This is a genomic window from Amycolatopsis sp. NPDC051128, assembly GCF_040682715.1.
GTDB lineage: Bacteria > Actinomycetota > Actinomycetes > Mycobacteriales > Pseudonocardiaceae > Amycolatopsis.
In genome coordinates this window covers 136,509-160,208 of the sequence record NZ_JBFBBN010000010.1, presented here as the reverse complement: position 1 = coordinate 160,208, position 23,700 = coordinate 136,509, and the positions used below count along the sequence as shown (strand labels likewise).

Annotated in this window: 24 protein-coding genes; 14 read left to right on the top strand and 10 right to left on the bottom strand. The window is 70.3% G+C overall.

Annotated features, from left to right (window positions below; translation table 11 throughout):
• Window positions 1-47: 47 nt before the first annotated feature.
• Window positions 48-944 (bottom strand): LysR family transcriptional regulator, encoded by an 897-nt coding sequence (locus tag AB0M82_RS14115; RefSeq protein ID WP_364721362.1) that lies wholly within the window; start codon window positions 942-944, stop codon window positions 48-50.
• Window positions 945-1,006: 62 nt separating this feature from the next.
• Here AB0M82_RS14115 and AB0M82_RS14110 point away from each other — a divergent pair, with 62 nt between their 5' ends.
• Window positions 1,007-2,266 (top strand): MFS transporter, encoded by a 1,260-nt coding sequence (locus AB0M82_RS14110; RefSeq protein WP_364721359.1) that lies wholly within the window; start codon window positions 1,007-1,009, stop codon window positions 2,264-2,266.
• Between the two features lie 19 nt (window positions 2,267-2,285).
• Here the strand turns inward: AB0M82_RS14110 and AB0M82_RS14105 are convergent, their stop codons facing one another.
• A complete protein-coding gene (locus AB0M82_RS14105; RefSeq protein WP_364721357.1) occupies window positions 2,286-2,930 on the bottom strand; it encodes an O-methyltransferase in 645 nt (214 codons plus the stop codon).
• A 191-nt stretch (window positions 2,931-3,121) separates the two neighbouring features.
• On the opposite strand from AB0M82_RS14105, the gene sigE reads away from it, so the two are divergent.
• The 4 genes from sigE to tatB all read left to right on the top strand — a co-directional run bounded on the left by sigE (window position 3,122) and on the right by tatB (window position 6,971).
• The gene (sigE, locus tag AB0M82_RS14100; protein WP_364721354.1) at window positions 3,122-3,757 is read left to right on the top strand and encodes an RNA polymerase sigma factor SigE; all 636 of its coding nucleotides are present in this window, start codon (window positions 3,122-3,124) and stop codon (window positions 3,755-3,757) included.
• Window positions 3,754-4,392: a hypothetical protein gene (locus AB0M82_RS14095; protein WP_364721351.1), complete on the top strand. Its 639-nt coding sequence runs from the start codon at window positions 3,754-3,756 to the stop codon at window positions 4,390-4,392. The genes sigE and AB0M82_RS14095 overlap by 4 nt, the downstream gene beginning before the upstream one ends.
• A gap of 552 nt (window positions 4,393-4,944) precedes the next feature.
• Window positions 4,945-6,468 carry a trypsin-like peptidase domain-containing protein gene (locus AB0M82_RS14090; protein WP_364721348.1) on the top strand — a complete coding sequence of 508 codons (1,524 nt, stop codon included), beginning with the start codon at window positions 4,945-4,947 and terminating at the stop codon, window positions 6,466-6,468.
• Between the two features lie 77 nt (window positions 6,469-6,545).
• Window positions 6,546-6,971 (top strand): Sec-independent protein translocase protein TatB, encoded by a 426-nt coding sequence (gene tatB / locus AB0M82_RS14085; RefSeq protein WP_364721345.1) that lies wholly within the window; start codon window positions 6,546-6,548, stop codon window positions 6,969-6,971.
• Between the two features lie 153 nt (window positions 6,972-7,124).
• On the opposite strand, the gene AB0M82_RS14080 is transcribed toward tatB, so the two are convergent.
• From AB0M82_RS14080 to AB0M82_RS14065, 4 genes are read right to left on the bottom strand one after another with little or no spacing between them, the layout of a single operon-like run.
• Complete coding sequence (locus tag AB0M82_RS14080; protein WP_364721342.1) at window positions 7,125-8,270, bottom strand: P-loop NTPase; 1,146 nt, start codon at window positions 8,268-8,270, stop codon at window positions 7,125-7,127.
• Window positions 8,271-8,280: 10 nt separating this feature from the next.
• On the bottom strand, window positions 8,281-8,790 hold the full coding sequence (locus AB0M82_RS14075; protein ID WP_364721339.1) for a DUF1003 domain-containing protein: 510 nt from the start codon (window positions 8,788-8,790) through the stop codon (window positions 8,281-8,283).
• The gene (locus AB0M82_RS14070; protein ID WP_364721336.1) at window positions 8,783-10,060 is read right to left on the bottom strand and encodes a CBS domain-containing protein; all 1,278 of its coding nucleotides are present in this window, start codon (window positions 10,058-10,060) and stop codon (window positions 8,783-8,785) included. The genes AB0M82_RS14075 and AB0M82_RS14070 overlap by 8 nt, the downstream gene beginning before the upstream one ends.
• Window positions 10,061-10,070: 10 nt before the next feature.
• Window positions 10,071-11,045: an aminoglycoside phosphotransferase family protein gene (locus tag AB0M82_RS14065; RefSeq protein ID WP_364721333.1), complete on the bottom strand. Its 975-nt coding sequence runs from the start codon at window positions 11,043-11,045 to the stop codon at window positions 10,071-10,073.
• 92 nt (window positions 11,046-11,137) lie between these two features.
• On the opposite strand from AB0M82_RS14065, the gene AB0M82_RS14060 reads away from it, so the two are divergent.
• A complete protein-coding gene (locus AB0M82_RS14060; protein WP_364721330.1) occupies window positions 11,138-12,025 on the top strand; it encodes a slipin family protein in 888 nt (295 codons plus the stop codon).
• Here the strand turns inward: AB0M82_RS14060 and AB0M82_RS14055 are convergent.
• Together AB0M82_RS14055 and AB0M82_RS14050 are read right to left on the bottom strand one after the other, a co-directional pair.
• Complete coding sequence (locus tag AB0M82_RS14055) at window positions 12,022-12,717, bottom strand: DUF4190 domain-containing protein (RefSeq protein WP_364721327.1); 696 nt, start codon at window positions 12,715-12,717, stop codon at window positions 12,022-12,024. The two genes, AB0M82_RS14060 and AB0M82_RS14055, sit on opposite strands and share 4 nt — an antisense overlap.
• A gap of 45 nt (window positions 12,718-12,762) precedes the next feature.
• A complete protein-coding gene (locus AB0M82_RS14050) occupies window positions 12,763-13,155 on the bottom strand; it encodes a DUF4190 domain-containing protein (RefSeq protein ID WP_364721324.1) in 393 nt (130 codons plus the stop codon).
• A 143-nt stretch (window positions 13,156-13,298) separates the two neighbouring features.
• Here AB0M82_RS14050 and AB0M82_RS14045 point away from each other — a divergent pair, with 143 nt between their 5' ends.
• From AB0M82_RS14045 to ugpC, 6 genes are all read left to right on the top strand, one after another.
• Complete coding sequence (locus AB0M82_RS14045; RefSeq protein ID WP_364721322.1) at window positions 13,299-14,495, top strand: acyl-CoA dehydrogenase family protein; 1,197 nt, start codon at window positions 13,299-13,301, stop codon at window positions 14,493-14,495.
• A gap of 138 nt (window positions 14,496-14,633) precedes the next feature.
• Complete coding sequence (locus AB0M82_RS14040; RefSeq protein ID WP_364721319.1) at window positions 14,634-15,155, top strand: general stress protein; 522 nt, start codon at window positions 14,634-14,636, stop codon at window positions 15,153-15,155.
• A 246-nt stretch (window positions 15,156-15,401) separates the two neighbouring features.
• On the top strand, window positions 15,402-16,724 hold the full coding sequence (locus AB0M82_RS14035; protein WP_364721316.1) for an ABC transporter substrate-binding protein: 1,323 nt from the start codon (window positions 15,402-15,404) through the stop codon (window positions 16,722-16,724).
• The gene (locus tag AB0M82_RS14030; protein WP_364721313.1) at window positions 16,721-17,692 is read left to right on the top strand and encodes a sugar ABC transporter permease; all 972 of its coding nucleotides are present in this window, start codon (window positions 16,721-16,723) and stop codon (window positions 17,690-17,692) included. Before AB0M82_RS14035 ends, AB0M82_RS14030 begins: the two co-directional genes overlap by 4 nt.
• The gene (locus tag AB0M82_RS14025) at window positions 17,692-18,531 is read left to right on the top strand and encodes a carbohydrate ABC transporter permease (RefSeq protein ID WP_364721310.1); all 840 of its coding nucleotides are present in this window, start codon (window positions 17,692-17,694) and stop codon (window positions 18,529-18,531) included. The genes AB0M82_RS14030 and AB0M82_RS14025 overlap by 1 nt, the downstream gene beginning before the upstream one ends.
• A 4-nt stretch (window positions 18,532-18,535) precedes the next feature.
• Window positions 18,536-19,717, top strand: a complete 1,182-nt coding sequence (gene ugpC / locus AB0M82_RS14020) for a sn-glycerol-3-phosphate ABC transporter ATP-binding protein UgpC (RefSeq protein WP_364721309.1) — start codon at window positions 18,536-18,538, stop codon at window positions 19,715-19,717.
• A gap of 51 nt (window positions 19,718-19,768) precedes the next feature.
• Here ugpC and AB0M82_RS14015 read toward each other — a convergent pair whose 3' ends face one another.
• Complete coding sequence (locus AB0M82_RS14015) at window positions 19,769-20,674, bottom strand: hypothetical protein (protein ID WP_364721306.1); 906 nt, start codon at window positions 20,672-20,674, stop codon at window positions 19,769-19,771.
• A gap of 252 nt (window positions 20,675-20,926) precedes the next feature.
• Here AB0M82_RS14015 and AB0M82_RS14010 point away from each other — a divergent pair, with 252 nt between their 5' ends.
• Window positions 20,927-21,121 carry a PspC domain-containing protein gene (locus AB0M82_RS14010; RefSeq protein WP_364721303.1) on the top strand — a complete coding sequence of 65 codons (195 nt, stop codon included), beginning with the start codon at window positions 20,927-20,929 and terminating at the stop codon, window positions 21,119-21,121.
• Window positions 21,122-21,273: 152 nt separating this feature from the next.
• On the opposite strand, the gene AB0M82_RS14005 is transcribed toward AB0M82_RS14010, so the two are convergent.
• Window positions 21,274-21,939 carry a TetR/AcrR family transcriptional regulator gene (locus AB0M82_RS14005; RefSeq protein WP_364721300.1) on the bottom strand — a complete coding sequence of 222 codons (666 nt, stop codon included), beginning with the start codon at window positions 21,937-21,939 and terminating at the stop codon, window positions 21,274-21,276.
• Between the two features lie 119 nt (window positions 21,940-22,058).
• On the opposite strand from AB0M82_RS14005, the gene AB0M82_RS14000 reads away from it, so the two are divergent.
• Window positions 22,059-23,558, top strand: a complete 1,500-nt coding sequence (locus tag AB0M82_RS14000; protein ID WP_364721298.1) for an MFS transporter — start codon at window positions 22,059-22,061, stop codon at window positions 23,556-23,558.
• The last annotated feature ends 142 nt before the right edge of the window (window positions 23,559-23,700 follow it).

Genomic DNA, 23,700 nt, shown 5'->3' with positions numbered 1-23,700 from the left:
GCGGCCTACGACGACCGGGTCGCCTTCGGCCCGCGAGACGGCCGCGGCTAGGCGCGGGTCGCCATGACGTGGTCGCGGAAGCCCGTCACCGCCGGGGTCATCGCTTCGTCGGCCCGCCACGCCAGCCCGATCGTCCGGTACGGCCGCGGCGACAGCGGCACCTCCGCGACCCCGGCCGGGCTGCCCGGGCCGAACCGCGGCAGCAGCGCCACCCCCAGTCCCGCCGCCACCAGGCCGCGGACCGTGTCCGACTCCTGGCCCTCGAACGCGATCCGCGGGGTGAAGCCCGCCGCCGCGCAAAGCTCGTCCGTCAGCGTTCGCACGCCGTAACCCTGCTCCAGCAGCACGAACTCCTCGTCGGCCAGCTCCGCCACCCGCACCGAGCTCCGCCCCGCCAGCCGGTGGCCCGACGGCACCGACAGCAGGATCTCCTCTTCCACCAGGCCCACGGAGGCCAGCGCGGGAACGGATGGCAACGGCGCGAGCAGCGCCAGGTCCAGCTCGCCACCCGCGAGCCGGTCGACCATGTCCTGGCGCGAGCCCTGGACCAGCGTGAACCGCACGCGCGGGTACCGCGCCCGGTATCCGCGCAGCAGCGAAGGCACCAGCGACCGCCCGAGCAGGTGCAGAAATCCCAGCACGACGTGCCCCGACTCCGGCGACACCTCCTCGCGCGCCAGCCGGACGCCGGTGTCGACCGCCGCCAGGCCGCGCTCGGCCGCTTCGGCCAGCAGTTCCGCCGCCCGCGTGAGCCGGATGCCGCGGCCGTCCGGGACGGTCAGCGGCGCCCCGAGCGCGTCGGCCAGCGCGGCAAGACGGCGGCTCACCGTCGGCTGCGGCACGCCGAGCAGCTCGGCCGCCCGTGTGACGTTCCTCGTCTCCCGCAGGGCGGAGAGCAGCGGAAGGTGCGGCGCCACCTGCGCCGACAGCGAGTCATACGTCATCGCATCAATCATGCCAGCGTGACGCATTGGACGTATTGGTTAGTGCTGCTTACTTTCAGCTCGTGACCACCACGCGTCGAGTCAAGACCGCCGTCGCCGCCGCCGGGATCTCCTCCTTCGCCCTGCTCTACGCCCCGCAGCCGGTGCTGCCGCAGCTCGCCGCGCAGTACCACCTCGATCCCGGCGGCGCGGCGCTCGCGGTCAGCGTCGCGACCGGCGCGCTCGCCATCGCCGTCCTGCCGATCGCCGCGCTGTCCGAAGTCGTCGGCCGCCGGCCGGTGATCCTGACGTCGGTCGTCGCGTCGGTCGTGTTCGGACTGCTGCTGCCGCTGATGCCGACCTACCCAGCCTTGCTCGTCCTGCGCGCCCTGCAGGGGATCGCGATCGCCGGGTTCCCCGGGGTGGCGGCCGCCTACCTGGCCGAACGCCTCGGCCGCGCGGGCGTCGCCGCCGCGGTCGGGGCGATGATCGCGGGCAACACCGTCGGCGGCATGCTCGGCAGGCTGGCCAGCGGGTTCACCGCCGGGCCCCTCGGCTGGCGCGGCGCGCTGCTCGTCGTCGCGGGCGTGGGCGCGGTGTGCTCGGCGATCACCGTCGTGACGCTGCCGCCCGGCGCCGGCCGGCGGGGCGACGCCCACCTTCGCGCCGTCGCACGCGGGCTCGTCACTGCGTTGCGGCGGCCGGTGCTGCTCGCGCAGTACGCCGTCGCGCTGCTCGCGATGGGCTCGTTCGTCGCCCTGTACAACGCCGCCGGCTTCCGCCTGACCGGCGATCCGCTGCACCTGTCCCCGGCGATCGCGTCGCTGGTGTTCCTCGCCTACGCGACCGGATCGGTGTCCTCGGCCGCGGCCGGACGGCTGGTCGCGCGGGTCGGCCGTCGTCGCGCCCTGATCGGCGCGCTGCTGCTGACGGCGGCCGGCGCGGCGCTGACCCTGCCGGACTCGCTGCCGCTGGTCATCGCCGGATTCCTGGTGCTGACCTGCGCGTTCTTCGCCGCGCACGCGGTGGCGAACGGCTGGGCGGCGGCCGACGCCCCCGAAGACGCGCGCGGCCAGGTCGGCGGGATGTACACGGCGACCTACTACCTGGGCAGCAGCGTCGGCGGCGCGGCCGGGGCGTACGTCTACGGGCACGCCGGCTGGCCGTGGCTGGTGGCGGTGGTGGCGGGATGGCTGCTGCTGGCGGTGGCCGCGGTCGTCGCCGGGACGGCAGGCCCCCACCCTCCCCGGGGGGCGGCCCCGCTCCAGTCTACCGGCGGCCACCGACCAACCCGGCCGCGAACGGCGAGTTGTCCACAGCTCGACGAACCTGTGGGCAGGTGAGAAACGGATGGGGAGGTGATCAGGTCGCCGCGGCGACCAGCAGGCCGCCGCCGACCGGCAGCAGGGCCGGGACCAGGCGTTCGTCTTCGCGGAACGCGCGCGCCACTTCGCGCAGGGCCAGCGTCTCCGGGTCCCGGTGGGACGGGTCGATCACGCGGCCGCCGACCAGCACGTTGTGGAACGCGATGATGCCGCCGCGCCGCAGCAGCGACACGCCCAGCTCGTAGCAGCCCGGGTACTCGATGTGCGCGCAGTCGACGAACACCAGGTCGTAGCCGCCCGGCGTGAGCCGCTGCAGCACGTCGAGGGCCCGCCCGATGATCAGCCGGGTCCGGCCCGGCGGATACCCGGCCTCGCGGAAGGTCACGCGCGCGGCCCGCTGGTACTCCGGTTCGACGTCGATCGACGTCAGCACGCCGTCCGGGGCCATCCCGCGCAGCAGGCTCAGCCCGCTGACTCCGGCCCCCGTGCCGACCTCGACGACGGCCTTCGCACGCAGCGTCGCGGCCAGGAAGCGCAGCGTCGCGCCCGCACCCGCGCTGAGCGGGGTGCAGCCCAGGTCCTCAGCCCGTGCCCGCGCCGAAGACAGCACCTCGTCGTCGGGCAGGTACCCGTCGACGAACCCGGAATCGGCCGGTGCGGCCGCAGGGGTGGGCGTGTTCACGCACGGAGGTTAGCGTTGGTTGTCGATAAATCCTCGCAGGCTCCCTGGTAAGCACCCGGGAAGAAGTTCTCAGCCTGCTCTCAGTCCAGTCTCACTAGAACCATAAGGAGGCCGGAGAGACTGAAATCCGACCACACGGGGAACACCGTGGCCACAGCCCGCGTTGGGTGGAGCAGACAGGAGAAACAAAGATGGAGGTGCCTGCTCCCGCGATGCAGAACGCCGTTGCCGACGACGCCGCCACCGCGGTCAAGCCCGTGACCCTGGACGCCGTGTCCTTGAACGAGGTGGCCTGGACGCCGCCGTCCTGGGACGAGGTCGTCCGCGAGCACAGCGACCGGGTCTACCGGCTCGCCTACCGCCTGACCGGCAACACGCACGACGCCGAGGACCTCACCCAGGAGACCTTCATCCGGGTCTTCCGGTCGCTGGCGTCCTACAAGCCCGGCACGTTCGAGGGCTGGCTGCACCGGATCACCACCAACCTGTTCCTCGACATGGCCCGCCGCCGCTCGCGCGTGCGGATGGAGGGCCTGCCGGAGGACACCGACCGCATCGTGGGCGACGACCCGAGCCCCGAGCAGGTCTTCTCCGACACCCACCTGGACCCGGACCTGCAGGCCGCGCTCGACGAGCTGCCGCCGGAGTTCCGCGCCGCCGTGGTGCTGTGCGACGTCGAAGGACTGTCGTACGAGGAGATCGGCGCGACGCTGGGTGTCAAGCTGGGCACTGTCCGCAGCCGCATCCACCGTGGCCGTCAGGCGTTGCGCGCTTCGCTCGAGCGCCGGCGCGCTTACGCACCGCAGTCTGCGAAGGTGTCGGTATGACCGCACCGCGAGGCTGGGGACTCCCCGAGTCGCACCTGCTGCCGGACGCCGTGGTCGCGTTCGTCGACGGCGAGCTTTCGCACGGCGCCCGCGACCGCGCGGCGTCGCACATCACCCGCTGCGCGGCGTGCGCCGCCGAGGTCCGCGCGCAGCGGCAGGCCGTCGACGCGATCCGCCGCGCGGGAGCGCCGTCGATGTCGGCCGGGTTCTTGGCGAGCCTGCAGTCCATCCCGGAGCACACGGAGCTGCCCAGCAGCCCCGACAACCTGGCGATCACCGCCGACGGCCAGCTCGTCGCGGTCCAGCGGCCCGACCGGGTCGCGGGCCTGCGTGACGCCGGCGTCCTGGGCGGGGTGACGCCGTTGGGATCGTCGGCTCCGCTGGGACAGTCACCGAACGTCCTCGGCGGTGGCCGCTTCAAGCGCCGCGCGGCCCAGGGCGCGGGCGTGGTCGTGTCCGGCTTGGTGCTGAGCGCGCTGGCCCTGGTGGGAACGTCCGCGGATGGCGACGGCACCCCGGAAACGGGCGGCGGAGCTCCGCCGAACCTGCTGCCGGCCCAGATGGCGGTGCCCCAGGCGCCGCCGCCGACCCCGGCGAGCACGACGCCGGTCGCGGTGCCGGCGGGCATCCGCTGAGCTGATCGACCTTTGAAGGCCGTCACGGGATCGTGACGGCCTTCGGTGTTGTACTGGCCCGGAAGCAGCAAGGCCGGGCAGTTAGCTGCGGCAGCGAGCTGTCAAGCTGCCCGATTGGCCCGATTGGCCCGATTGGCCCGATTGGCCCGGTTTCAGGTGCTCGCCCACGGCCGTGAATGTCGCATTGAGGGACATAGAGTCCCTCAATGGGCCATTCACGGCCTTCCGTTGACCGCTTGCGCGGCAGAGGAATCCTTAACTACCCGGCCTTGGTCATTCGAGACACCAAGCCGAGGGGAGAGGCTGCCCGGACGCGGCAGAAAGCGACTTTGCCGCCCCCCACCCTCCCTGGGGGGGCGTCCCCGAGTCCAGTCTATCGGCCACCCCCGACGCGAACCTCGATCACGGCGTTGCCCCGCCCGGGTTGTCCACACCGACCCGGCCCTGTGGACAAGCCACCAAGAAACAGCCATTTCACTGGCGGACCGGCAGACTCCGAGCACTGGGCTTGGGTATCGTCACGCCCAGCCACCTGATCTTCTGCACCGGGGAATGATGACCGAGCCGAACGTGAATCCCGAGGAGCCCGGCGCACGCGATGCCGACCGCGACCGGCTGGGCCCGCGGCCGCTGGCGCGGCCGACCGTCGATCCGGCGCAGGCCGCTGTCTTCGGCAGGCCGCGCGGGGTCGACGGGGCGTTCGACAAGCTCTACACCCCGCACAAGGCCAACGGCGTCAACCTCGCGCCGCCCGCGCCCGAGTCGCTCGCCGAAGCCTTCCGGCGGCCGCCCGGGGCCGAAGGTGTGCTGCTCGAACGGCCGCGGGAAGCCACCGGTGAACCGAAGGAAGCCGATCCTCCTCTGTGGTCCGGGACCGCCGATCCGTGGCGCGATCCGGGCGCCGCCGCCGTCCTCGCCGGGCCCGCGATGCCCGCCGAGGACGAAGAAAAGCCCGCCAAACGGCCGCCGGGTGCCCTGCTGAGCCTGCCCGAGGTGCTGTTCGGCCGGCGCGTGCAGCCGAAGGCGCTCGTCCTGCTCGGCGTCGTCGCGCTGCTCGTCGGCGCCGCCGGGGGCCTGGTCGGCTGGTGGGTCGCCGACACCGGCACCGAGCTCACCGGCTCCGCCACGATCTCCGAAGCCGAAGCGGGCAAGGAACGCCCGGCCGGTTCGGTCGCCGAGATCGCCAAGCGCGTCGCCCCGGCCGTCGTCTCGCTCGAGGTGTTCAAACCCGGCGCCGAGTCCGGCGAGCAGGGCTCCGGCGTGATGATCGACCCCCAGGGCTACATCCTCACCAACGAGCACGTCATCTCGTCCGCCGCCGCGGACCCGGGCGTCAAGGTCACCGCGGTCTTCATCGACGGCACCCGCACCGAGGCCAAACTCGTCGGCGCCGACCAGAAGACCGACCTCGCCGTCGTGAAGGTGAGCGTCACCAACCCGACCGTGCTGCAGGTCGGCAAGTCCTCGGACCTGCAGGTCGGCGACACCGTGATGGCGATCGGCTCGCCACTGGCGCTGCAGAACTCGGTGACCGCCGGGATCGTCAGCGCGCTGAACCGCCCGATCACCGCGGGCGGCGACAGCGGCGCCCCGCCGGTCACCTACGAGGCCATCCAGACCGACGCCGCGATCAACCACGGCAACTCGGGCGGCGCGCTCGTCGACTCCACCGGCGCGCTCGTCGGGATCAACTCCTCGATCCGGTCGGCCGGCGCGGACGGCGGCAGCATCGGCATCGGCTTCGCCATCCCGAGCGACTACGCGATCAAGATCGCGAAGGCGCTGATCAAGGACGGCAAGGTCCAGCACGCGGACATCGGCATCAACGCCTCCTCGACGGTCGCCGGCTCGTCCACCATGGGCGCCCAGGTGAAGAACGTCGCACCCGGCGGCCCGGCGGCGAATGCGGGCATCAAGGAGGGCGACGTGATCACGAAGATCGGCAACCGGCTGGTCCGCGACTCCGCGGAACTGACGGTCGCGGTGCGCGCGCACGACGTCGGCGAAGTGGTCCCGGTGCAGCTGGCCCGCGACGGCGCGAGCTTCGTCGTCGACGTAACCCTGGCTTCCGACTGAGTTCCCGCGTTCGGCCTGCCGCGACATGGCAGGCAGCGGGTACCCTGGGCGGGTAGGTTCCGAGCGGAGGTAGACGGGTGTTCGACAGCGTCGGATGGGGGGAAATCCTCGTCCTCATCATCGCCGGTCTCTTCATCCTCGGCCCGGAACGGCTTCCCGAAGCGGCGTCCTGGCTCGCGAAGAGCGTGAAGAAGGTCCGCGACTTCGCGACCGGGGCGAAAGAGCAGCTCCGCGAGGAGATGGGCCCGGAGTTCGACCAGCTGCGCAAGCCCCTGGAGGACCTGCGCGGGCTGCGCAACTTCGACCCGAAACGGGTGGTGACGCAGCACCTGTTCGACGGCGACGCCGACCCGCTCGGCCTCAAGGGCATCACGAACGGCGGCAGCACCGTCACCGAGACGAACGGGGCTGCCAACGGCTCGAACGGCTACCTGGCGACCCCGTCCGCGCCGGAACCGCTCAAGCCGGGCGAGCGCCCGCCGATCGACCCGGACGCGACCTGACCGGGCCGGTTGCCCACAGCCCGGCCCTGATGTGGACAACTCGGCCGGGCGGCGGCCTTTCCGGGCTTTGCGTCGGGCAGCCCCGATACACTGGACTTGGGGACGCCCCCCGGAGAGGGCGGGGGCTGCTTTTCCCGGGGCCGAGGGCCTGCCTCAGCGGCCCGCGGGGGTCACGTTCAGCATCATCCCGGCCAGGCCGCGTGCCTTGACCGTCAGCTTCTTCGCGATGTCCTTCAGCACCACCGACGCCGCCGCGTCGGGCTCGGTCAGCACGATCGGCGTGCCCGCGTCGCCGTGGGTGACGACCCTCGGGTCCATCGGGACCTGGCCCAGCAGCGGCACCTCGGATCCGATCGACTTCGTCAGGGAGTCGGCCACCGTCTGGCCGCCGCCGGCGCCGAAGATCTCCATCCGCTCTCCGGACGGCGTCTCCAGCCACGACATGTTCTCGATGACCCCGGCCACGCGCTGACGCGTCTGCAACGCGATCGCCCCCGCGCGCTCGGCCACCTCCGCCGCCGCCTGCTGCGGGGTGGTCACCACCAGGATCTCCGCGTTCGGGATCAGCTGGGCGACCGAGATCGCGATGTCGCCGGTGCCCGGCGGCAGGTCCAGCAGCAGGATGTCGAGGTCGCCCCAGAAGACGTCCGCCAGGAACTGCTGCAGCGCGCGGTGGAGCATCGGCCCGCGCCACACCACCGGCGTGTTGCCCGGGGTGAACATCCCGATCGAAATCACCTTCACGCCGTGGGCCTGCGGCGGCATGATCATCGTGTCGACCTTGGTCGGCTTCTCCCGCGCGCCCAGCATCCGCGGGATCGAGTGGCCGTAGATGTCCGCGTCCACGACGCCGACCGACAGGCCCCGGGACGCCATCGCCGCGGCCAGGTTCACCGTCACCGACGACTTGCCGACGCCGCCCTTGCCGGACGCGACGCAGTACACCCGCGTCAGCGAGCCCGGCTGCGCGAACGGGATCACCGGCTCCGCGGCGTCGCCGCGCAGCGACTTCCGCAGCTCGGTGCGCTGCTCGTCGCTCATCACGTCCAGCTCGACCCGGACGTCGGTCACACCGGGGACCTTCGAGACGGCGGCCTGCGTGTCTTTCGTGAGCGTCGCCTTCAGCGGGCAGCCGGCCACGGTCAGGTAGATCCCGACGGTGACGACACCGTCCGGGCCGACGACCACGTCCTTGACCATCCCCAGGTCCGTGATGGGTTTCCGGATCTCCGGGTCTTGCACGCTCTTCAGCGCGCTGCGGACGTCGTCGACGCTGGGGAGCTGCTGGGTGCTGGTCACCCGACCCATGTTACGAGCCGGTAGGAGTGCGGTTGGGTTTGGCCTTCCTGGGCTCGACGTCGAGGTCCTCCCGCAGCCGGTCCAGCTCGCCGCGCAGGTAGTCCCGCGTGGCCACCTCGCCGACCGCGAGCCGCAGCGCCGCCAGCTCCCGGGCCAGGTACTCCGTGTCGGCTTTCGTCTGCAGGGCCCGGTTCCGGTCCTCCTCCAGGGAGACGCGGTCCCGGTCGTCCTGCCGGTTCTGCGCGAGCAGGATCAACGGCGCCGCGTACGCCGCCTGCGTGGAAAACGCCAGGTTGAGCAGGATGAACGGGTACGGGTCCCAGCGCAGCGACACGGCCGTGAGGTTCAGCACGATCCAGACGATCACGAGCATCGTCTGCCAGAACAGGTACTTCCCGGTGCCGAGGAACCGCGCCAGCCGCTCGGAGAGCCTGCCGAAGGTGTCCGGGTCGATGTTCAGCCTGAACCGGTTCTGGCCGCGGGGCTGGTCGAGCCGCCGTCCCGAAGTCGGCTCAGGCACGGTCTTCCTCCAAGGTGTCGTGCAGGCCGGTCTCGCGCCAGTCCTCCGGCAGCAGGTGGTCGAGGACGTCGTCGACGGTCACCGCGCCGATCAGGTGGTCGTCGGTGTCGACGACCGGTCCGCAGGTCAGGTTGTAGGCCGCGAAGTACCGGGTGACCTCGGCCAGCGACGCGTCCGGCTTGAGCGGCGGGAGCCCGGTGTCGACGGCGCCGGCGACCAGCTCCGCGGGCGGTTCCCGCAGCAGCCGCTGGAAGTGGACGACGCCGACGTAGCGCCCGGTCGGCGTCGCGGTCGGCGGCCGGCAGACGAACACCATGCTGGCCAGCGCCGGCGGCAGATCGGCGTTGCGGATGTGCGCCAGCGCCTCGGCGATCGACGTGTCCGGGGTCAGCACCACCGGTTCCGGCGTCATCAGGCCGCCCGCGGTGTCGGACGAGTACTCGAGCAGCCGCCGCACCGGCGCGGACTCCGCCGGCTCCATCAGCTCCAGCAGCCGGCTCTGGTCGGCCGGCGCGAGCTCGGCCAGCAGGTCGGCGGCGTCGTCGGGGTTCATCGCCTCGAGGACGTCGGCGGCGCGCTCCTCGGCCAGGTAGGCGAGCAGCTCCTTCTGGTCGTCGTCGGGCAGTTCCTCGATGACGTCGGCGAGGCGCTCGTCGTCCATCGCGTCGGCGACCTCGTGCCGTCGCTTGAGGGGCAGGTCGCGCACGGTCGCGGCGATGTCGGCCGGGCGCATGGTGTCGAACAGCATGAGCAGCTGCCCGGCGCCCTGGGGCTGGCCGGTGAGATCGGTCAGGCCGAGCCCGGCCACTTCCGCCCACGGCAGCACCTGCATCGCCGAACGGCGGCGGCCGAGCCCGATCCGCCGTTCCCGGATGGCCAGCTTCGCCAGCACCCAGTCGCGGGTGCGGGTCGGCTCCATCCCGGCGTCGACGACGGTGATGCGGGTGTCGGAGCCGACCAGGGTGGCGTGCGCGTCGAGCAGCTGGCCGAGCACCAGCACCTCGTTGGGTCGCTGGTTGAACTGGCGCATGTTGACCGAGCCGGTGGCGAGCGTCACGGCGGTCGGTTCGATCGAGGTGACCCGCAGCATCGGCACGAAGACGCGCCGTCGCGTGGTCAGCTCGACGACCAGGCCGAGGATGCGCGGCGGCTGTGCGTCGAGGCGCAGCCCGGCGACCAGGTCCCGGACCCGGCCGATGGACTCGCCGTCCGGGCCGAAAACCGGCAACCCGGACAGCTGAGCTGCGAAAACCCTGGTGACGGCGGCCATGTCGCTGACACTATCGGCTGGCTGCCCAAGCGGCGATCTCCGGCACTGGACTTCTTTCGGGGGTCCGGGTGGCGGAGCCCCCGGCCCGGGGCGAAGCCCCGCATATCACTGTGATGAACGCCGGGTCGTCGCTGTCCTCGTTCGACTCCTCGTACTCCTCGATCATCCAGATCCAGTTCTGCACCGCCCGCACGAGCGTCCAGGCGCGGGCGCGTTCGGCGTCGAGCTCCTGGGACGCGACGATCAGCGCCATCCGAGCGTCCAGTGTGGACTCGGTGAAGCGGTTCCAGAACAGCGGGATGACGCCCCACTCGAGGTCTCCGGCGAGTGGCTTGGGGTCGATGACCAGCCACGGCTCGCGCGTGCCGCCCAGGACGTTCTCGAAGTGCAGGTCCTCGTTCACCAGCAGATCGGCCGCCGACGGCCCGAGCTCGCGGCAGATCGCGACGGCGTCGTCGACCAGCCGCCGGTCGAACGGCTCGCCCAGCTCCGTCCACCGCCGGGGAAGCTCCTCGACGAGGCTCTCGGCCTCGGCGCGCAGGTGCCGCGCCAGCCCGGGCGGTGCGGGAACGGCGAGCCGGCGCGCCAGGCCGCCGATGAGCGGGACGGCTTCGCGCAGCGGGAGGTCGTCGAGGGTGCGCCCGGCGTCGAGCCGTTCGAGCAGCAGGACGCCGTCGTCCGGCGCGGAATCCAGCAGCAGCACCGCACCCCGACCGGCCCATGTGGACAGTGCGAGCGGCTCGTCGGCGGACTCCCCGTCCCGCCAGCCCAGCTTCAGCACCACCGGCGTGCCGTCGGCGAGGCGCGCGGGCTGGACCACGCCGACGTAGCCGTGCATCGCCTCGCCCTCGAACGTCAGGCCCCACTTCCGGGCGTAGTCCGCGGCGAGGTCCGGCAGGGCCGCCAGCCAGGGGACGGCGCCGGCGCCGAGCACCCGCGGCGCCCGGGCGGCGAACAGGGGAGGGATGTGGAGGTCGGTCACCACCCCAGCCTGGCAGCCGCGTCCAGTGCGTTTCCCCGTGCTCAAGACGGGCGTACGCTGGGATTTCAGGGGAAACACAACCCCCGGGAGCAGCCATGGTGGTGGAGATTCTCAGCGCCGTCGTCCTCGCGGGCGGGGTTTGGCTCGCGTCCAGCGTGCGCGTGGTGAAGCAGTACGAACGCGGGCTGATCTACCGGTTCGGCCGGGTCCGGGCCCAGGTGCGGGAGCCCGGGCTGGCGATGCTCGTGCCGTTCGCGGACCGGCTCCAGAAGGTCAACATGCAGATCGTGACCATGCCGGTGCCCGCCCAGGACGGCATCACCAGGGACAACGTCACGGTCCGGGTGGACGCGGTCGTCTATTTCAAGGTCATCGACCCGGTCATCGCCGCGGTCAACGTGCAGGACTACCGGTCCGCAGTCGGCCAGGTGGCGCAGACGTCGCTGCGCTCGATCATCGGCAAGAGCGACCTCGACGACCTGCTCTCCAACCGCGAGCGCCTCAACGAGGGCCTGGAGCTGATGATCGACAGCCCCGCGCTGGACTGGGGCATCCACATCGACCGCGTCGAGATCAAGGACGTGGCGCTGCCGGAGGCGATGAAGCGCTCGATGTCGCGGCAGGCCGAGGCGGAGCGGGAACGGCGTGCGCGCGTCATCTCCGCCGACGGCGAGCTGCAGGCTTCGCACAAGCTCGCGCAGGCCGCGGCGACGATGGCCGACACCCCGGCGGCCCTGCAGCTGCGGCTGCTGGAAACGGTCGTGCAGGTCTCCGCCGAGAAGAACTCGACGTTGGTGCTGCCGTTCCCGGTGGAGCTGCTGCGGTTCCTCGACTCGAACACCCGGCACGGGGTGTCCGCGGCCGATGCCGCGGCCAAGCCGCCGTCGGAACCCGAGGCGGTGGAGGCGAAGCCGGAGGCGAACGGTCACGCGACGCCGTCGCCGCGCAGCCCCGGCGACGCCGTCCTGCCGGCGGCGGACTAGTTCAGCCGGCCGTTCGCGTCGAGGATGATGAGGGTGGTGAAGAAGCCGACCCACAGCGCGACTACGACGTAACCGACGATGACGGCGGCCGTGGCCAGCCCGCGGCCGCCGGCTTCGCCGCGGTTGGTCTTGCTGAGCGCGATGTGGCCCATGACGAGGCCGGCGAGCGCGGTGATCCCGGAGCAGAAGCCGAGGATCGAGCAGACCAGCGCGCCGATCGCGAGCGCGTTGTCCTGCTTGCGCGGCGGAACGGCGCCGTAGGGCTGGCTGTACGGCGTGGTGTACGGCCGGCCGTACACCGGTGGGTACGCCTGCTGCTGGTACTGCGGCTGCTGCGGGTAGGGCTGCGGCGGGTAGGACGGCTGCGGGAACACCGGCTGCGGCTGGCCCGGGGCGGCGTACGGCGTGCCGGGGATGTGCGCCGCGGGGGTTTCGAACGCGCCGGGCGGAAGCGGGCCGGGCTGCTCCGCGGCGACCGTGTCCCCGGTGCCGGCGACCGTCGTGTCCGAGACTGTCGTGTCCGAGATCGTCGTGTCCGAGATCGTCGTGTCGGCGACCGTGCTGTCGGGCTCCGTGGCCGGCGGGTCGTAGTTCTCCGGCGCGTACGGCGCGGGATCCGCGGTCGGCGGCGGGTCGTACGAGACGGTCGGGTCGGCGGGCGGACGGTCCTTGTCCCCGGACGGATCGGTCATGACGGGTCCCCTCGGTGCGTGCAGGAATCCAACGTTAGCGCCTGCTCAGCGGAAGGCCCCGGCCGCGACGAGCACGATCCCCAGCGTGATGCTCAGCGCGATCCCGGCGTACCCGACGATGAACGCGGCCATCGCGATGCCCTGGCCCTCGGCTTCGCCGCGCTTGGCCTTGCCGTACGCGATGTGGCCCATCACGATGCCCGCGATGGTCACCGCGATGCAGAGGACGGTGCCGAGGATCGAGCAGACCAGCGCGCCGACCGCGAGGCCCGACCCTTCCTTGGGGCGCTGCATGCCGCCGGGGTAGCCGGGGTACTGCGGCGGGTACTGCGGGAAGCCTCCGGTCGGGTACTGCTGGCCGTAGCCGGGTTGCTGGTAGCCGCCCGTCGGCGGCGTCTGCTGACCGTACGGATTGTTCGGATCTTGCGGATAACTCATGGTTCCCTCCCCTTCCCGCCGAACTTTACGGTGCCGATCACCGGCAGCGTGAGCGCCCTCATAGCAGGGCTGGGCGTTTGGGGTCATACTCACCGGTAACCCAGCGCCGTGAGCCGGCGTCGTACCCCGGAAAGGGAGCCGTGATGGCCCGTCTCGCCCAGACCGCCGGCCTGACCGACGTGCAGTCGGAGATCCTCGCGACCGTCCGCCAGTTCGTGGACAAGGAGGTCATCCCGCACGCGCAGGAGCTCGAACACGCCGACGCCTACCCCACCGACATCGTCGAGGGGATGAAGGAGATGGGCCTGTTCGGGATCACCGTCCCGGAGGAGTACGGCGGGCTCGGCGAGTCGCTGCTGACCTACGCGCTGGTCGTCGAGGAGATCGCGCGGGGCTGGATGAGCGTGTCCGGCGTGATCAACACCCACTTCATCGTGGCGCACATGATCTCCCGCCACGGCACGGAGGCGCAGAAGCGGCACTTCTTGCCGCGGATGGCCACCGGCGAGGTCCGCGGCTCGTTCTCGATGTCGGAGCCGGACCTCGGGTCGGACGTCGCCGCCATCAAGACCAGGGCGAAGCGGACCGATGACGGCTACGTCATCGACGGTTCCAAGATGTGGCTGACCAACGGCGGGAGTTCCAACCTGATCGCGCTGCTCGTCAAGACCGACGAAGGCGCGGAGAAGCCCCACCAGAACCTGACGACGTTCCTGGTCGAAAAGCCGGAGGGCTTCGGCGAAGTGGCGCCCGGGCTGACCATCCCCGGCAAGATCGACAAGATGGGCTACAAGGGCGTCGACACCACCGAAGCGGTCTTCGACGGCTACCGCATCGGCGCGGACATGGTCCTCGGCGAGGCGCCGGGCAAGGGCTTCGCGTACATGATGGACGGTGTCGAGGTCGGCCGCGTGAACGTCGCGGCGCGGGCGTGCGGCATCGCGATCCGGGCGTTCGAGCTGGCGGTGGAGTACGCCCAGCAGCGCAAGACGTTCGGCAAGGCGATCGCCGAGCACCAGGCGATCGCGTTCAAGCTGGCCGAGATGGCGACCAAGGTCGAGGCCGCGCACCTGATGATGGTGAACGCGGCCCGGCTCAAGGACTCCGGCGCGCGCAACGACGTCGAGGCCGGGATGGCGAAGCTGATCGCCTCCGAGTACTGCGCCGAGGTCACGCAGGACGCGTTCCGCATCCACGGCGGCTACGGCTACTCGAAGGAGTACGAGATCGAGCGGCTCATGCGCGAGGCGCCGTTCCTGCTGATCGGCGAGGGCACCAGCGAAATCCAGAAGACCATCATCAGCCGCGGCCTGCTGCGGGAGTACAAGTCGCGTTCCTGAGCGGCACTTTCCCGTGAAAGTGCCGCCGGGGATTGTCGATACAGCGACAATCGGCGCCCGGCCTTTCGGAGTAGGCGGCTCGCACGGCCCGGATGTTCTTGACAAGATGGATGCCCAGGCCCCACGAGTGCGCAGGTGATGATGGTGAGTAGTCCCTTCGGCGGGAACCGGGCGCCCGGCAACCTGCCACGGCTGCCGACCCCGCCGACCGGCTGGCCGATCGGGTCGTACGCGACCTACGGCGAGGCGCAGCAGGCGGTCGACTTCCTCGCGGACAGCGAGTTCTCCGTCGGTGACGTCACGATCGTCGGCGTCGACCTGATGCTCGTCGAGCGCGTGATCGGCAGGCTGTCGTGGGGCCGGGTGCTCGGGACCGGCGCGGTGTCCGGCGCCTGGTTCGGTCTGTTCGCCGGGCTGCTGCTCGGGTTGTTCGTCAACCAGGGCTTCGCGTTGCAGCTGCTCACCGGGCTGGTGCTCGGTGTGCTGTCCGGGCTGATGTTCAGCGCGATCGGCTACAGCATGTCGCGGGGGCGGGACTTCTCCTCGGCGAGCCAGCTGGTCGCCGGCCGCTACGACGTCCTTTGCCAGCCGCGCTCGGCGGAACAGGGCCGGGAGCTGCTCGCGAAGCTGGCACTCAAGCCGTCGTCCGGGAACCCCTGAAAACCGACCCCCTTTATCAGGTGAAAATCACAGTTCGGTCGGCAGTCGGCTGGATCGTTACCGATACTGCTTGCGGGGTGTGATCGCCCGGCATAAGTTGTCCGACACCAGTCGGGCGGCCTCGCCCAACCAGCGCGGCGGCCCGAGCACTAGCACGTCGGGGTGCTGGCGCGGTTTCGCCTCATCGCGTCGCGGTGCCCACCGGGTGCCGCGGTAACCGGCGTGCACGCGGGTGGAGGAGGCCTAATGGGGAAGAGGATCGGCGCGGGCAAACGAGGACGCTCGCCCGGCCGCACCGCAGTCCTGCTGGGGGCAGGGGCATTGGTGACCGGCATGCTGGCCGGCTGCGGTTCGGGCGGCGGAGTGAAGATCAACGTCTACTACGCGCCCGAGGACAGCTTTCAGAAAGTCGTCGACAACTGCAACAAGGCGGCGGGCGGCCGCTACGAAATCGTCTACAACAAGCTGCAGCGCGGCTCCGACGACCAGCGGCTCCAGATGGCGCGGCGGCTGGCGGCGGGCGACACCGCGATGGACGTCCTGGGGCTCGACGTGACCTGGGTTTCGGAGTTCGCCGAAGCCGGGTGGATCGACGAATGGAAGGACCAGAACAAGGCCACGGCCTCCGCGGGAGTTCTCGAGGGGCCGCTGGAAACCGCGACCTACAACGGGAAGCTCTACGCGGCGCCGAAGAACACGAACGTGCAGCTGCTCTGGTACGACGACCGGATCACGCCGACGCCCCCGAAAACCTGGGACGAGCTGATCACCGGGTCCAAGGACCTCAAGCAGCGGGGCAAGCCGTACAGCGTCGTCTTCACCGGCGCGCAGTACGAAGGCCTGGTCGTCTTCTACAACACGCTGGTCGAGTCGATGGGCGGGCACATCCTGTCCGATGACGGCAAGTCCGTGGTCCTGGACGACGGCGCCGTGAAGGCACTGGCGCTGCTGAAGCAGATCGCTTCGTCGGGAATCACCGACCCGTCGCTGACCAACTCGAAGGAGGACGACGTCCGGCAGACGTTCCAGCGCGGCGACGCCGCGTTCGAGCTGAACTGGCCGTTCGTCTACGCCTCCTATGCGAAGGACAAGCCACAGGACGTCTCGCACATGAAGTGGGCGGTCTACCCCGAGGCGAAGCCGGGTACGCCGGCCAAGACCACGATCGGTGGCTACGACCTCGCGGTCAGCTCGTTGTCGACGCACAAGCCCGAGGCGTTCGAGGCGGCCCTGTGCCTGCGGAGCGCGGAGAACCAGAAGTTCTCGGCGATCAACGACGGCGTGCCGCCGACCATCGAATCGGTGTACCACAACGACACGCCGCTCGACCCGGCGAAGCCGGCGGGCGACGACAACCCGAACATGGCGATCAAGTACCCGATGCGCGACTCCATCCTGGACGCGCTGAAGGACGCCGCCGTCCGGCCGCTCACCCCGGCGTACCAGAACATGTCGACGGTGATGTCGAAGATCCTTTCCCCGCCGGCCGAAATCGACCCGCAGGCCACCGCCGACAAACTGCGCGAGCAGCTCAACGACGCGCTCCAGTCGAAGGGAGTGATCCCGTGACCGTTCAGGACTCGACCCCGGCCGATACCGCCGGGGCCACGGTCGCCAACGAGGCGGCCGCCGGCAAGAAGGGCAAACCCGCGCTCTCCGAAGGGAAGAAGGCCGAACGACGGCTGGGGCTCTGGCTGTGCGCGCCCGCCTTCCTGGTGATGGTCGCGGTCACCGGCTACCCGATCGTCTACTCGATCTGGCTGTCGCTGCAGCGGTACGACCTGCGGTTCCCGGCGCAGCAGCAGTTCGTCGGCTTCGACAACTACGGGGCCGTGCTGTCCAATTCGTACTGGTGGACGGCGTTCGGCACCACGATGTTCCTCACCGTGGTGTCGGTGGCGATCGAATTAGTCCTCGGCATGGCGCTGGCGCTGGTGATGCACCGGACGCTGGTCGGGCGCGGGGTGGTCCGCACCGTCGCGCTGATCCCGTACGGCATCGTCACGGTCGTCGCGGCGTTCTCGTGGTACTACGCGTGGACGCCGAAGACCGGCTACCTGGCGAACATGCTGCCCGCGGGCTCGGCGCCGCTGACCGACCAGTGGCCGTCGATGTTCATCATCATCGGCGCCGAGGTGTGGAAGACCACGCCGTTCATGGCGCTGTTGCTGATGGCCGGCCTGGCGCTGGTGCCGGACGACCTGCTCAAGGCCGCGGCGATGGACGGCGCGAGCGCGTGGCAGCGGTTCACGAAGGTGATGCTGCCGGTGATGAAGCCGGCGATCCTGGTGGCGCTGCTGTTCCGCACGCTCGACGCGTTCCGGATCTTCGACAACATCTACGTCCTCACCGGCGGCGCGCAGGACACCGGCTCGGTGTCGATGCAGACCTACAACAACCTGGTCAAGGGGCTCAACCTCGGGATCGGGTCGACGATGGCCGTGCTGATCTTCCTCACCGTGGCGATCATCGCGTTCATCTTCATCAAGCTGTTCGGCACGGCCGCACCAGGTTCGGACAACGGGGGTAAGCGCTGATGGTGATGGGAACCGTCACGACGGGCCGCAAAGCCAGGTGGGGCCTGGTCGACATCCTCGTGCTGGTGTTCGCGCTGGTCCCGGTGCTCTGGGTGGTTTCGCTGTCGTTCAAGACCAAGGACACGCTGACCGACGGGTACTTCATCCCGCAGTCGTGGACCTGGCAGAACTACGCGGACATCTTCCAGACCTCGGAGTTCCTGCTGGCACTGGTCAACTCCATCGGCATCGCGATCATCTCCACGGTGATCGCGGTGGTGCTGGGCACGATGGCCGCGTACGCGATCGCGCGGCTGGAGTTCCCCGGCAAGCAGCTGCTGGTGGGGCTCTCGCTGCTGATCGCGATGTTCCCGCAGGTTTCGCTGGTGACGCCGCTGTTCAACATCGAGCGGAACCTGGGCCTGTTCGACACGTGGCCGGGGCTGATCCTGCCCTACATCACGTTCGCGCTGCCGCTGTCGATCTACACGCTGTCGGCGTTCTTCCGGGAAATCCCGTGGGAGCTGGAAAAAGCGGCGAAGATGGACGGCGCGACGCCGGCCCAGGCGTTCCGGCGGGTGATCGCGCCGCTGGCCGCGCCGGGCGTGTTCACCACCGCGATCCTGGTGTTCATCTTCTGCTGGAACGACTTCCTGTTCGCCATCTCGCTGACGTCGACCACGGCGTCGCGCACGGTGCCGGCGGCGCTGTCGTTCTTCACCGGGTCCTCGCAGTTCGAGGACCCGACCGGGCAGGTGAGCGCGGCCGCGGTCGTGATCACCATCCCGATCATCGTGTTCGTGTTGTTCTTCCAGCGTCGCATCGTGGCGGGGCTGACCTCCGGTGCGGTTAAGGGGTAGCGCTATGGCAGAGATCGTGCTCGACAAGGTGTCGAAGAAGTACCCCGACGGCGCGCTCGCGGTGTCCGAAGTGGACATGACGATCGGGGACGGCGAGTTCCTCGTGCTGGTCGGGCCGTCCGGCTGCGGGAAGTCCACCATGCTGAACATGGTGGCCGGGCTGGAGGACATCACTTCCGGTGAGCTGCGCATCGACGGGAAGCGCGTCAACGAGAAGGCGCCGAAGGACCGGGACATCGCGATGGTGTTCCAGTCCTACGCGCTGTACCCGCACATGAGCGTCCGCGAGAACATGGCCTTCCCGCTGAGGCTGGCCAAGGTGGACGACAAGACCGTGCGGGCGAAGGTCGAAGAGGCGGCGAAGATCCTCGACCTGACCCAGCACCTGGACCGCAAGCCGGCCAACCTCTCCGGTGGCCAGCGGCAGCGCGTCGCGATGGGCCGGGCGATCGTCCGCAACCCCAAGGCGTTCCTGATGGACGAGCCACTGTCCAACCTGGACGCCAAGCTCCGCGGCCAGATGCGGACGTCGGTGTCGAAGATCCAGAAGCAGCTCGGCACCACGACGCTGTACGTGACGCACGACCAGACCGAGGCCATGACGCTGGGCGACCGGGTCGTGGTGCTGCGCGGCGGGCACGTGCAGCAGATCGGTTCGCCGCAGTTCCTCTACGACAACCCGGCGAACCTGTTCGTGGCCGGGTTCATCGGCTCGCCGTCGATGAACTTCGTCCCGGCGACGCTGGAGAACAACGAGCTGCGCAGCGCGCTGGGCACGACGCCGCTGACGGACCGCATCCGGCAACTGGTGGAGAAGGCGGACGCGCCCCGCGACGTCATCGTCGGCATCCGGCCGGAGCACTTCGAGGACGCGGCACTGGTCGAGGCCGGGCAGAAGACCGGCGGCGCCACGTTCACCGCGCACATCGACGTGCTGGAGTCGATGGGCTCGGAGAAGTACGCCCACTTCACGGTGGAGGGCGAGGCCGCCACCGCCGCGGAGCTGGCCGAGCTCGCCGCCGACAGCGGGTCGGCGGACGTGCCGGGCGCGGAGTCCCAGATCGTGGCTCGCCTTTCGGCGGAGTCGTCCGCGGCGGAGAACGCGGACCTCGAGGTCTGGTACGACGCGGACAAGATCAAGCTGTTCGACCCGTCGAACGGCAAGAACCTCACCTACGAGGACTAGGCAAGTCCGTGAATGTCGCATTGAGAGACTTAGCGTCTCTCAATGCGACATTCACGGCTTTTCGGGGGCCGGGAGGCGGGGGAGGATCGCCGCCGCCGCGGTGCGGGCCTGGGCGCACGTGCCGTCGCCCGCCGTGCCCGCCGTCTCGACCACGCTGATCTCCGCCAGCTCCCGGCGTCCCGGCAGGCCCGGTGCCGGTTGGGTGGTGTCGACCAGGCAGAACGCGCCGGCGGTCCGGACCCGCGCCTCGCGGCCGCCGAGCGGCTCGGCCGGGCCGCTCGGATTCGCCGTCTCCACCGTCAGTTTGAGGCTGATCTTGCCGCGGATGCAGCTGTGCCCGGACAGCCCCGTCGCCGGGCGGCTGCCGGGGCCGGCGGCGGTGTCGAGGTCGTGGCTTTCGAGCAGCACGCACGGCGCGACCCGGCCCCACGAGCGCTCGGGGAACGTCAGCCGCCCGACCTTGTTCGCCGTGATCACGGCCAGCGCCGAGCCGACGGCGGCGTCCGCGACGCCGCAGCGTGCGGCCTGGTCGGTCCCGGTGTCGGTGACCGACAGGTCGAGCCGGTTCCCGTCGGCGAAGGTGATCGCGCGGGTGCACGTGGTGCGGTCGTTGAACATCGACTGCTGGATCGCGACGCCGTCGGGCACTTGTCCTTGGTAGGCGTAGGGCTTGATGTTCGGGTCGGAGTCGAAGGCCAGCGGCCCGACGAGGATCGTGCGCGAGCCGAGTCCGGCCTGGCAGTTCTCGAAGGTCGGGACGGCGACCGCGCCGGGCGCCACCTCGGGGACGTTCAGCAGGCTGCAGTAGTCGACGGTACCGAAGTCGCCGAGCGCGGCGGACGCGGTCAGCGGCGTGGGCTCGGAGGCCGGCTCCGGAGCGGCCTGGGTGCTGGCGCACCCGGCAGCGAGCAGGGCACAGAGCATGGCGACGACCGAGCTTTTCAGACGCGGGTACACGGGGTGCAAGTATCACCACATCGGTGCGAAAAACCAGCCCTGACGGGGACATCTCTCAATATTTTCCGCACCCCGGCCGGAGAACGCGCAGGTCACCGGATTCCGGGCCGGTTTCCTGAGTTTACCCTGAGCTTGAACGATTTTCGGATTTGCCGCCCCCTTAGGGGGGCGATCCTTCCCGGGAGCGATGCGGAACCGGGTACTCAGGTGGTGAAGTAGACGTATCGGAACATCGAGGAAAGGGAAACGACGATGAGCGCACCGGTCACACGACGGCTGTCCCGCCCGCGCCACGGCCGCATGATCGGCGGCGTCTGCGCGGGCCTCGCCCAGCGGTTCGGCATGAAGCCCGGCACCGTGCGGCTGCTGGCCGTGCTGTCCTGCCTGCTGCCCGGGCCGCAGTTCGTGGCCTACCTGATCATGTGGGCGGTCGTGCCGTCCGAGTAAAGCCCTGCACCAAGACGAAAGGGCGTACGCGACCAAGCGGTGGTCGCGTGCGCGACCGCGCGCGTCAGCGGGGAGGCACTTCCGGTGCCGTGAATGTCGCATTGAGGGACTTCAAGTCCCTCAATGCGACATTCACGGACCTAACGCGCGGGTCAGGGACGCCAGCAGGACATCGCTTCCTCGATCTCGTCCTCGTCGAGCGGCGGGTGGGGCAGCTCCGACGGTTTGCCGGGCTCGGCGCGAAGGCCGTCGAGGAGCATGGCGAGGGAACGCCGCCAGAGGTCCGGGTCCACCGCGCACGTGAACTCCACCACCGAACCGACCATCATGTGCAGCAGCGCCATGTCCGAAGGGGCGAAGTCCGGCCGCAGCCCCCCGGCCGCTTGGGCCCGCTCGATGAGCTGTGTGATCAAGGGCACCATGCGGGCCTTCTTTTCGGCGACGTGGTCGTGGCCGAACTTGTTGGACAGCATGATCTCGCGCAGCCCGCGGTCGGTGGAGTGCAGTTCGGCCGCTTGCCACGTGAAGTCGACGAACGCTTGCCACGCGTCGTCGGCCTTCAACGCCTCCACGGCGAGGTCGCCGACTTCTTCCATTCGCTCGGCGAACATCGCTTCGACCAGGTGTTCCTTGCTGGGGAAGCGACGGTAGACCGTGCCGACGCCGAGGCCGGCGTGGTGCGCGATGTCGTCCAGCGTGGCCTCGAGCCCGCGCTGGCCGAACACCTCGCGGGCCGACGCCAGGATGCGACGGCGGTTGAGTTCAGCGTCACGCCGCAGCGGCCGCGCCGGTGCGGCGGGACCAGCGTCCCGTGCCATGTCCTCCAGTCTAACCCCTGAAGTAGAGGCGTCACCTCCGGTTCTTGTGTACCTTGGGGCGAGTAAGGGGAGGTACCTACTCCACATAGCGCCTTGATCACTTTCTGTGAGGACCCTCAATGACCGAGTCCACCCTCGTTGTCGCGCCGTCGGGGGACGCGCGCGCCGGCGAAAACCCGCACCACGCCAGACGGTGGCTGATCCTGGTGATGATCGGCATCGCGCAGCTGATGGTCGTGCTGGACGCGACCGTCGTGAACATCGCGCTGCCGTCGGCCCAGCTCGACCTGGGCTTTTCCAACGACGCCCGCCAGTGGGTCGTCACGGCGTACGCGCTCGCGTTCGGCAGCCTGCTGCTGCTCGGCGGGCGGCTCGCGGACCTCTTCGGCCGCAAGAACGCGCTGCTCGTCGGCCTGGCCGGCTTCGCCGCGGTGTCCGCGCTCGGCGGCGCGGCGAGCAACATCGAGATGCTGCTCGTCGCCCGTGCGGCACAGGGCGTGTTCGGCGCGCTGCTCGCGCCGGCCGCGCTTTCGCTGCTGACCACGACGTTCACCGACCCGAAGGAACGCGGCCGCGCGTTCGGCGTGTTCGGGGCCATCGGCGGTGGCGGCGCGGCGGTCGGGCTCCTGCTCGGCGGCGTGCTGACCGAATACCTCGACTGGCGCTGGTGCATGTTCGTGAACATCGTCTTCGCGGTGGCCGCGTTCGTCGGCAGTTCGGTCCTGCTGCGCAACCAGAAGGACGCCGGCCCGCGCCCGAAGCTCGACCTGCCGGGCACGCTCACCGCGTCGGCCGGCCTGTTCGCCCTGGTCTACGGCTTCGCGAACGCCGAGGCGGACTCGTGGTCGTCGGTGTCGGTGTGGGGCTTCCTGACCGCGGGTGTGGTGCTGATGGGCGTGTTCGTGTGGCTGCAGCAGCGCGTCGAGCACCCGCTGCTGCCGCTGCGCGTGCTGCTGGACCGCAACCGCGGCGGTTCGTACCTGGCGATGTTCCTGCTCGCCATCGGGATGTTCGCGATCTTCCTGTTCCTGACGTTCTACGTGCAGCAGAACCTGCGGTTCACGCCGATCCAGAGCGGCCTCGGATTCCTGCCGATGGTGGCGACGCTGATGCTGTCCGCCACGACGGCGACGAGCGTCCTGCTGCCGCGGTTCGGCCCCAGGCCATTGGTCCCGACGGGCATGGCGATCGCGGCGGCCGGGCTGTTCTGGCTGAGCGGGATCGGCCTGGACAGCACGTACGCGTCCGGCGTGCTGGGCCCGCTCCTGGTGATGGGCTTCGGGATCGGCCTGGCGATGGCGCCGGCGATGAGCGTCGCGACGTTCGGCGTCGAGGCTCGCGACGCGGGTGTCGCGTCGGCGGCGGTCAACACGGCGCAGCAGGTCGGCGGTTCGATCGGCACGGCGCTGCTTTCGACATTGGCCGGCAACGCGGCGACGGCTTACGTCGCGGGCAAGGTGCCGACGCCGCAGCTGGCGGCCGAAGCGTCGATCGAGAGCTACACCACGGCGTTCACCTGGGCCGGCGTGATCTTCGTGGTGGGCGCGGTGCTCAGCGGCCTGCTGCTGCGCTCCGGCGTTCCCCAGGGTGAGGCGGCGCCGGGCGCCGTCCACATGTAGCGGAAACGGCGGTCTGCCGCGACCGGTCGTGAGTGGGAAACAGGGTTACCTTCCTGCAGACGCTGCCGATCCACTTGCGTACCCAGCCGGACCGGGTGATCGCCGACCTTCGCTCGGCGTACGCGGCGGCGCAGCGACGCCC

Bases quoted from the DNA above. Each gene is read 5' to 3' on its own strand.
- AB0M82_RS14045 (WP_364721322.1), top strand. From the start codon at position 13,299: ATGGCCCGTCTCGCCCAGACCGCCGGCCTGACCGACGTGCAGTCGGAG.
- sigE (WP_364721354.1), top strand. From the start codon at position 3,122: ATGGAGGTGCCTGCTCCCGCGATGCAGAACGCCGTTGCCGACGACGCC.
- AB0M82_RS14060 (WP_364721330.1), top strand. From the start codon at position 11,138: ATGGTGGTGGAGATTCTCAGCGCCGTCGTCCTCGCGGGCGGGGTTTGG.
- AB0M82_RS14010 (WP_364721303.1), top strand. From the start codon at position 20,927: ATGAGCGCACCGGTCACACGACGGCTGTCCCGCCCGCGCCACGGCCGC.
- AB0M82_RS14095 (WP_364721351.1), top strand. From the start codon at position 3,754: ATGACCGCACCGCGAGGCTGGGGACTCCCCGAGTCGCACCTGCTGCCG.
- AB0M82_RS14000 (WP_364721298.1), top strand. From the start codon at position 22,059: ATGACCGAGTCCACCCTCGTTGTCGCGCCGTCGGGGGACGCGCGCGCC.
- AB0M82_RS14025 (WP_364721310.1), top strand. From the start codon at position 17,692: ATGGTGATGGGAACCGTCACGACGGGCCGCAAAGCCAGGTGGGGCCTG.
- ugpC (WP_364721309.1), top strand. From the start codon at position 18,536: ATGGCAGAGATCGTGCTCGACAAGGTGTCGAAGAAGTACCCCGACGGC.
- AB0M82_RS14050 (WP_364721324.1), bottom strand. From the start codon at position 13,155: ATGAGTTATCCGCAAGATCCGAACAATCCGTACGGTCAGCAGACGCCG.
- AB0M82_RS14040 (WP_364721319.1), top strand. From the start codon at position 14,634: ATGATGGTGAGTAGTCCCTTCGGCGGGAACCGGGCGCCCGGCAACCTG.
- AB0M82_RS14005 (WP_364721300.1), bottom strand. From the start codon at position 21,939: ATGGCACGGGACGCTGGTCCCGCCGCACCGGCGCGGCCGCTGCGGCGT.
- AB0M82_RS14090 (WP_364721348.1), top strand. From the start codon at position 4,945: ATGATGACCGAGCCGAACGTGAATCCCGAGGAGCCCGGCGCACGCGAT.
- AB0M82_RS14035 (WP_364721316.1), top strand. From the start codon at position 15,402: ATGGGGAAGAGGATCGGCGCGGGCAAACGAGGACGCTCGCCCGGCCGC.
- AB0M82_RS14115 (WP_364721362.1), bottom strand. From the start codon at position 944: ATGACGTATGACTCGCTGTCGGCGCAGGTGGCGCCGCACCTTCCGCTG.
- AB0M82_RS14055 (WP_364721327.1), bottom strand. From the start codon at position 12,717: ATGACCGATCCGTCCGGGGACAAGGACCGTCCGCCCGCCGACCCGACC.
- AB0M82_RS14070 (WP_364721336.1), bottom strand. From the start codon at position 10,060: ATGGCCGCCGTCACCAGGGTTTTCGCAGCTCAGCTGTCCGGGTTGCCG.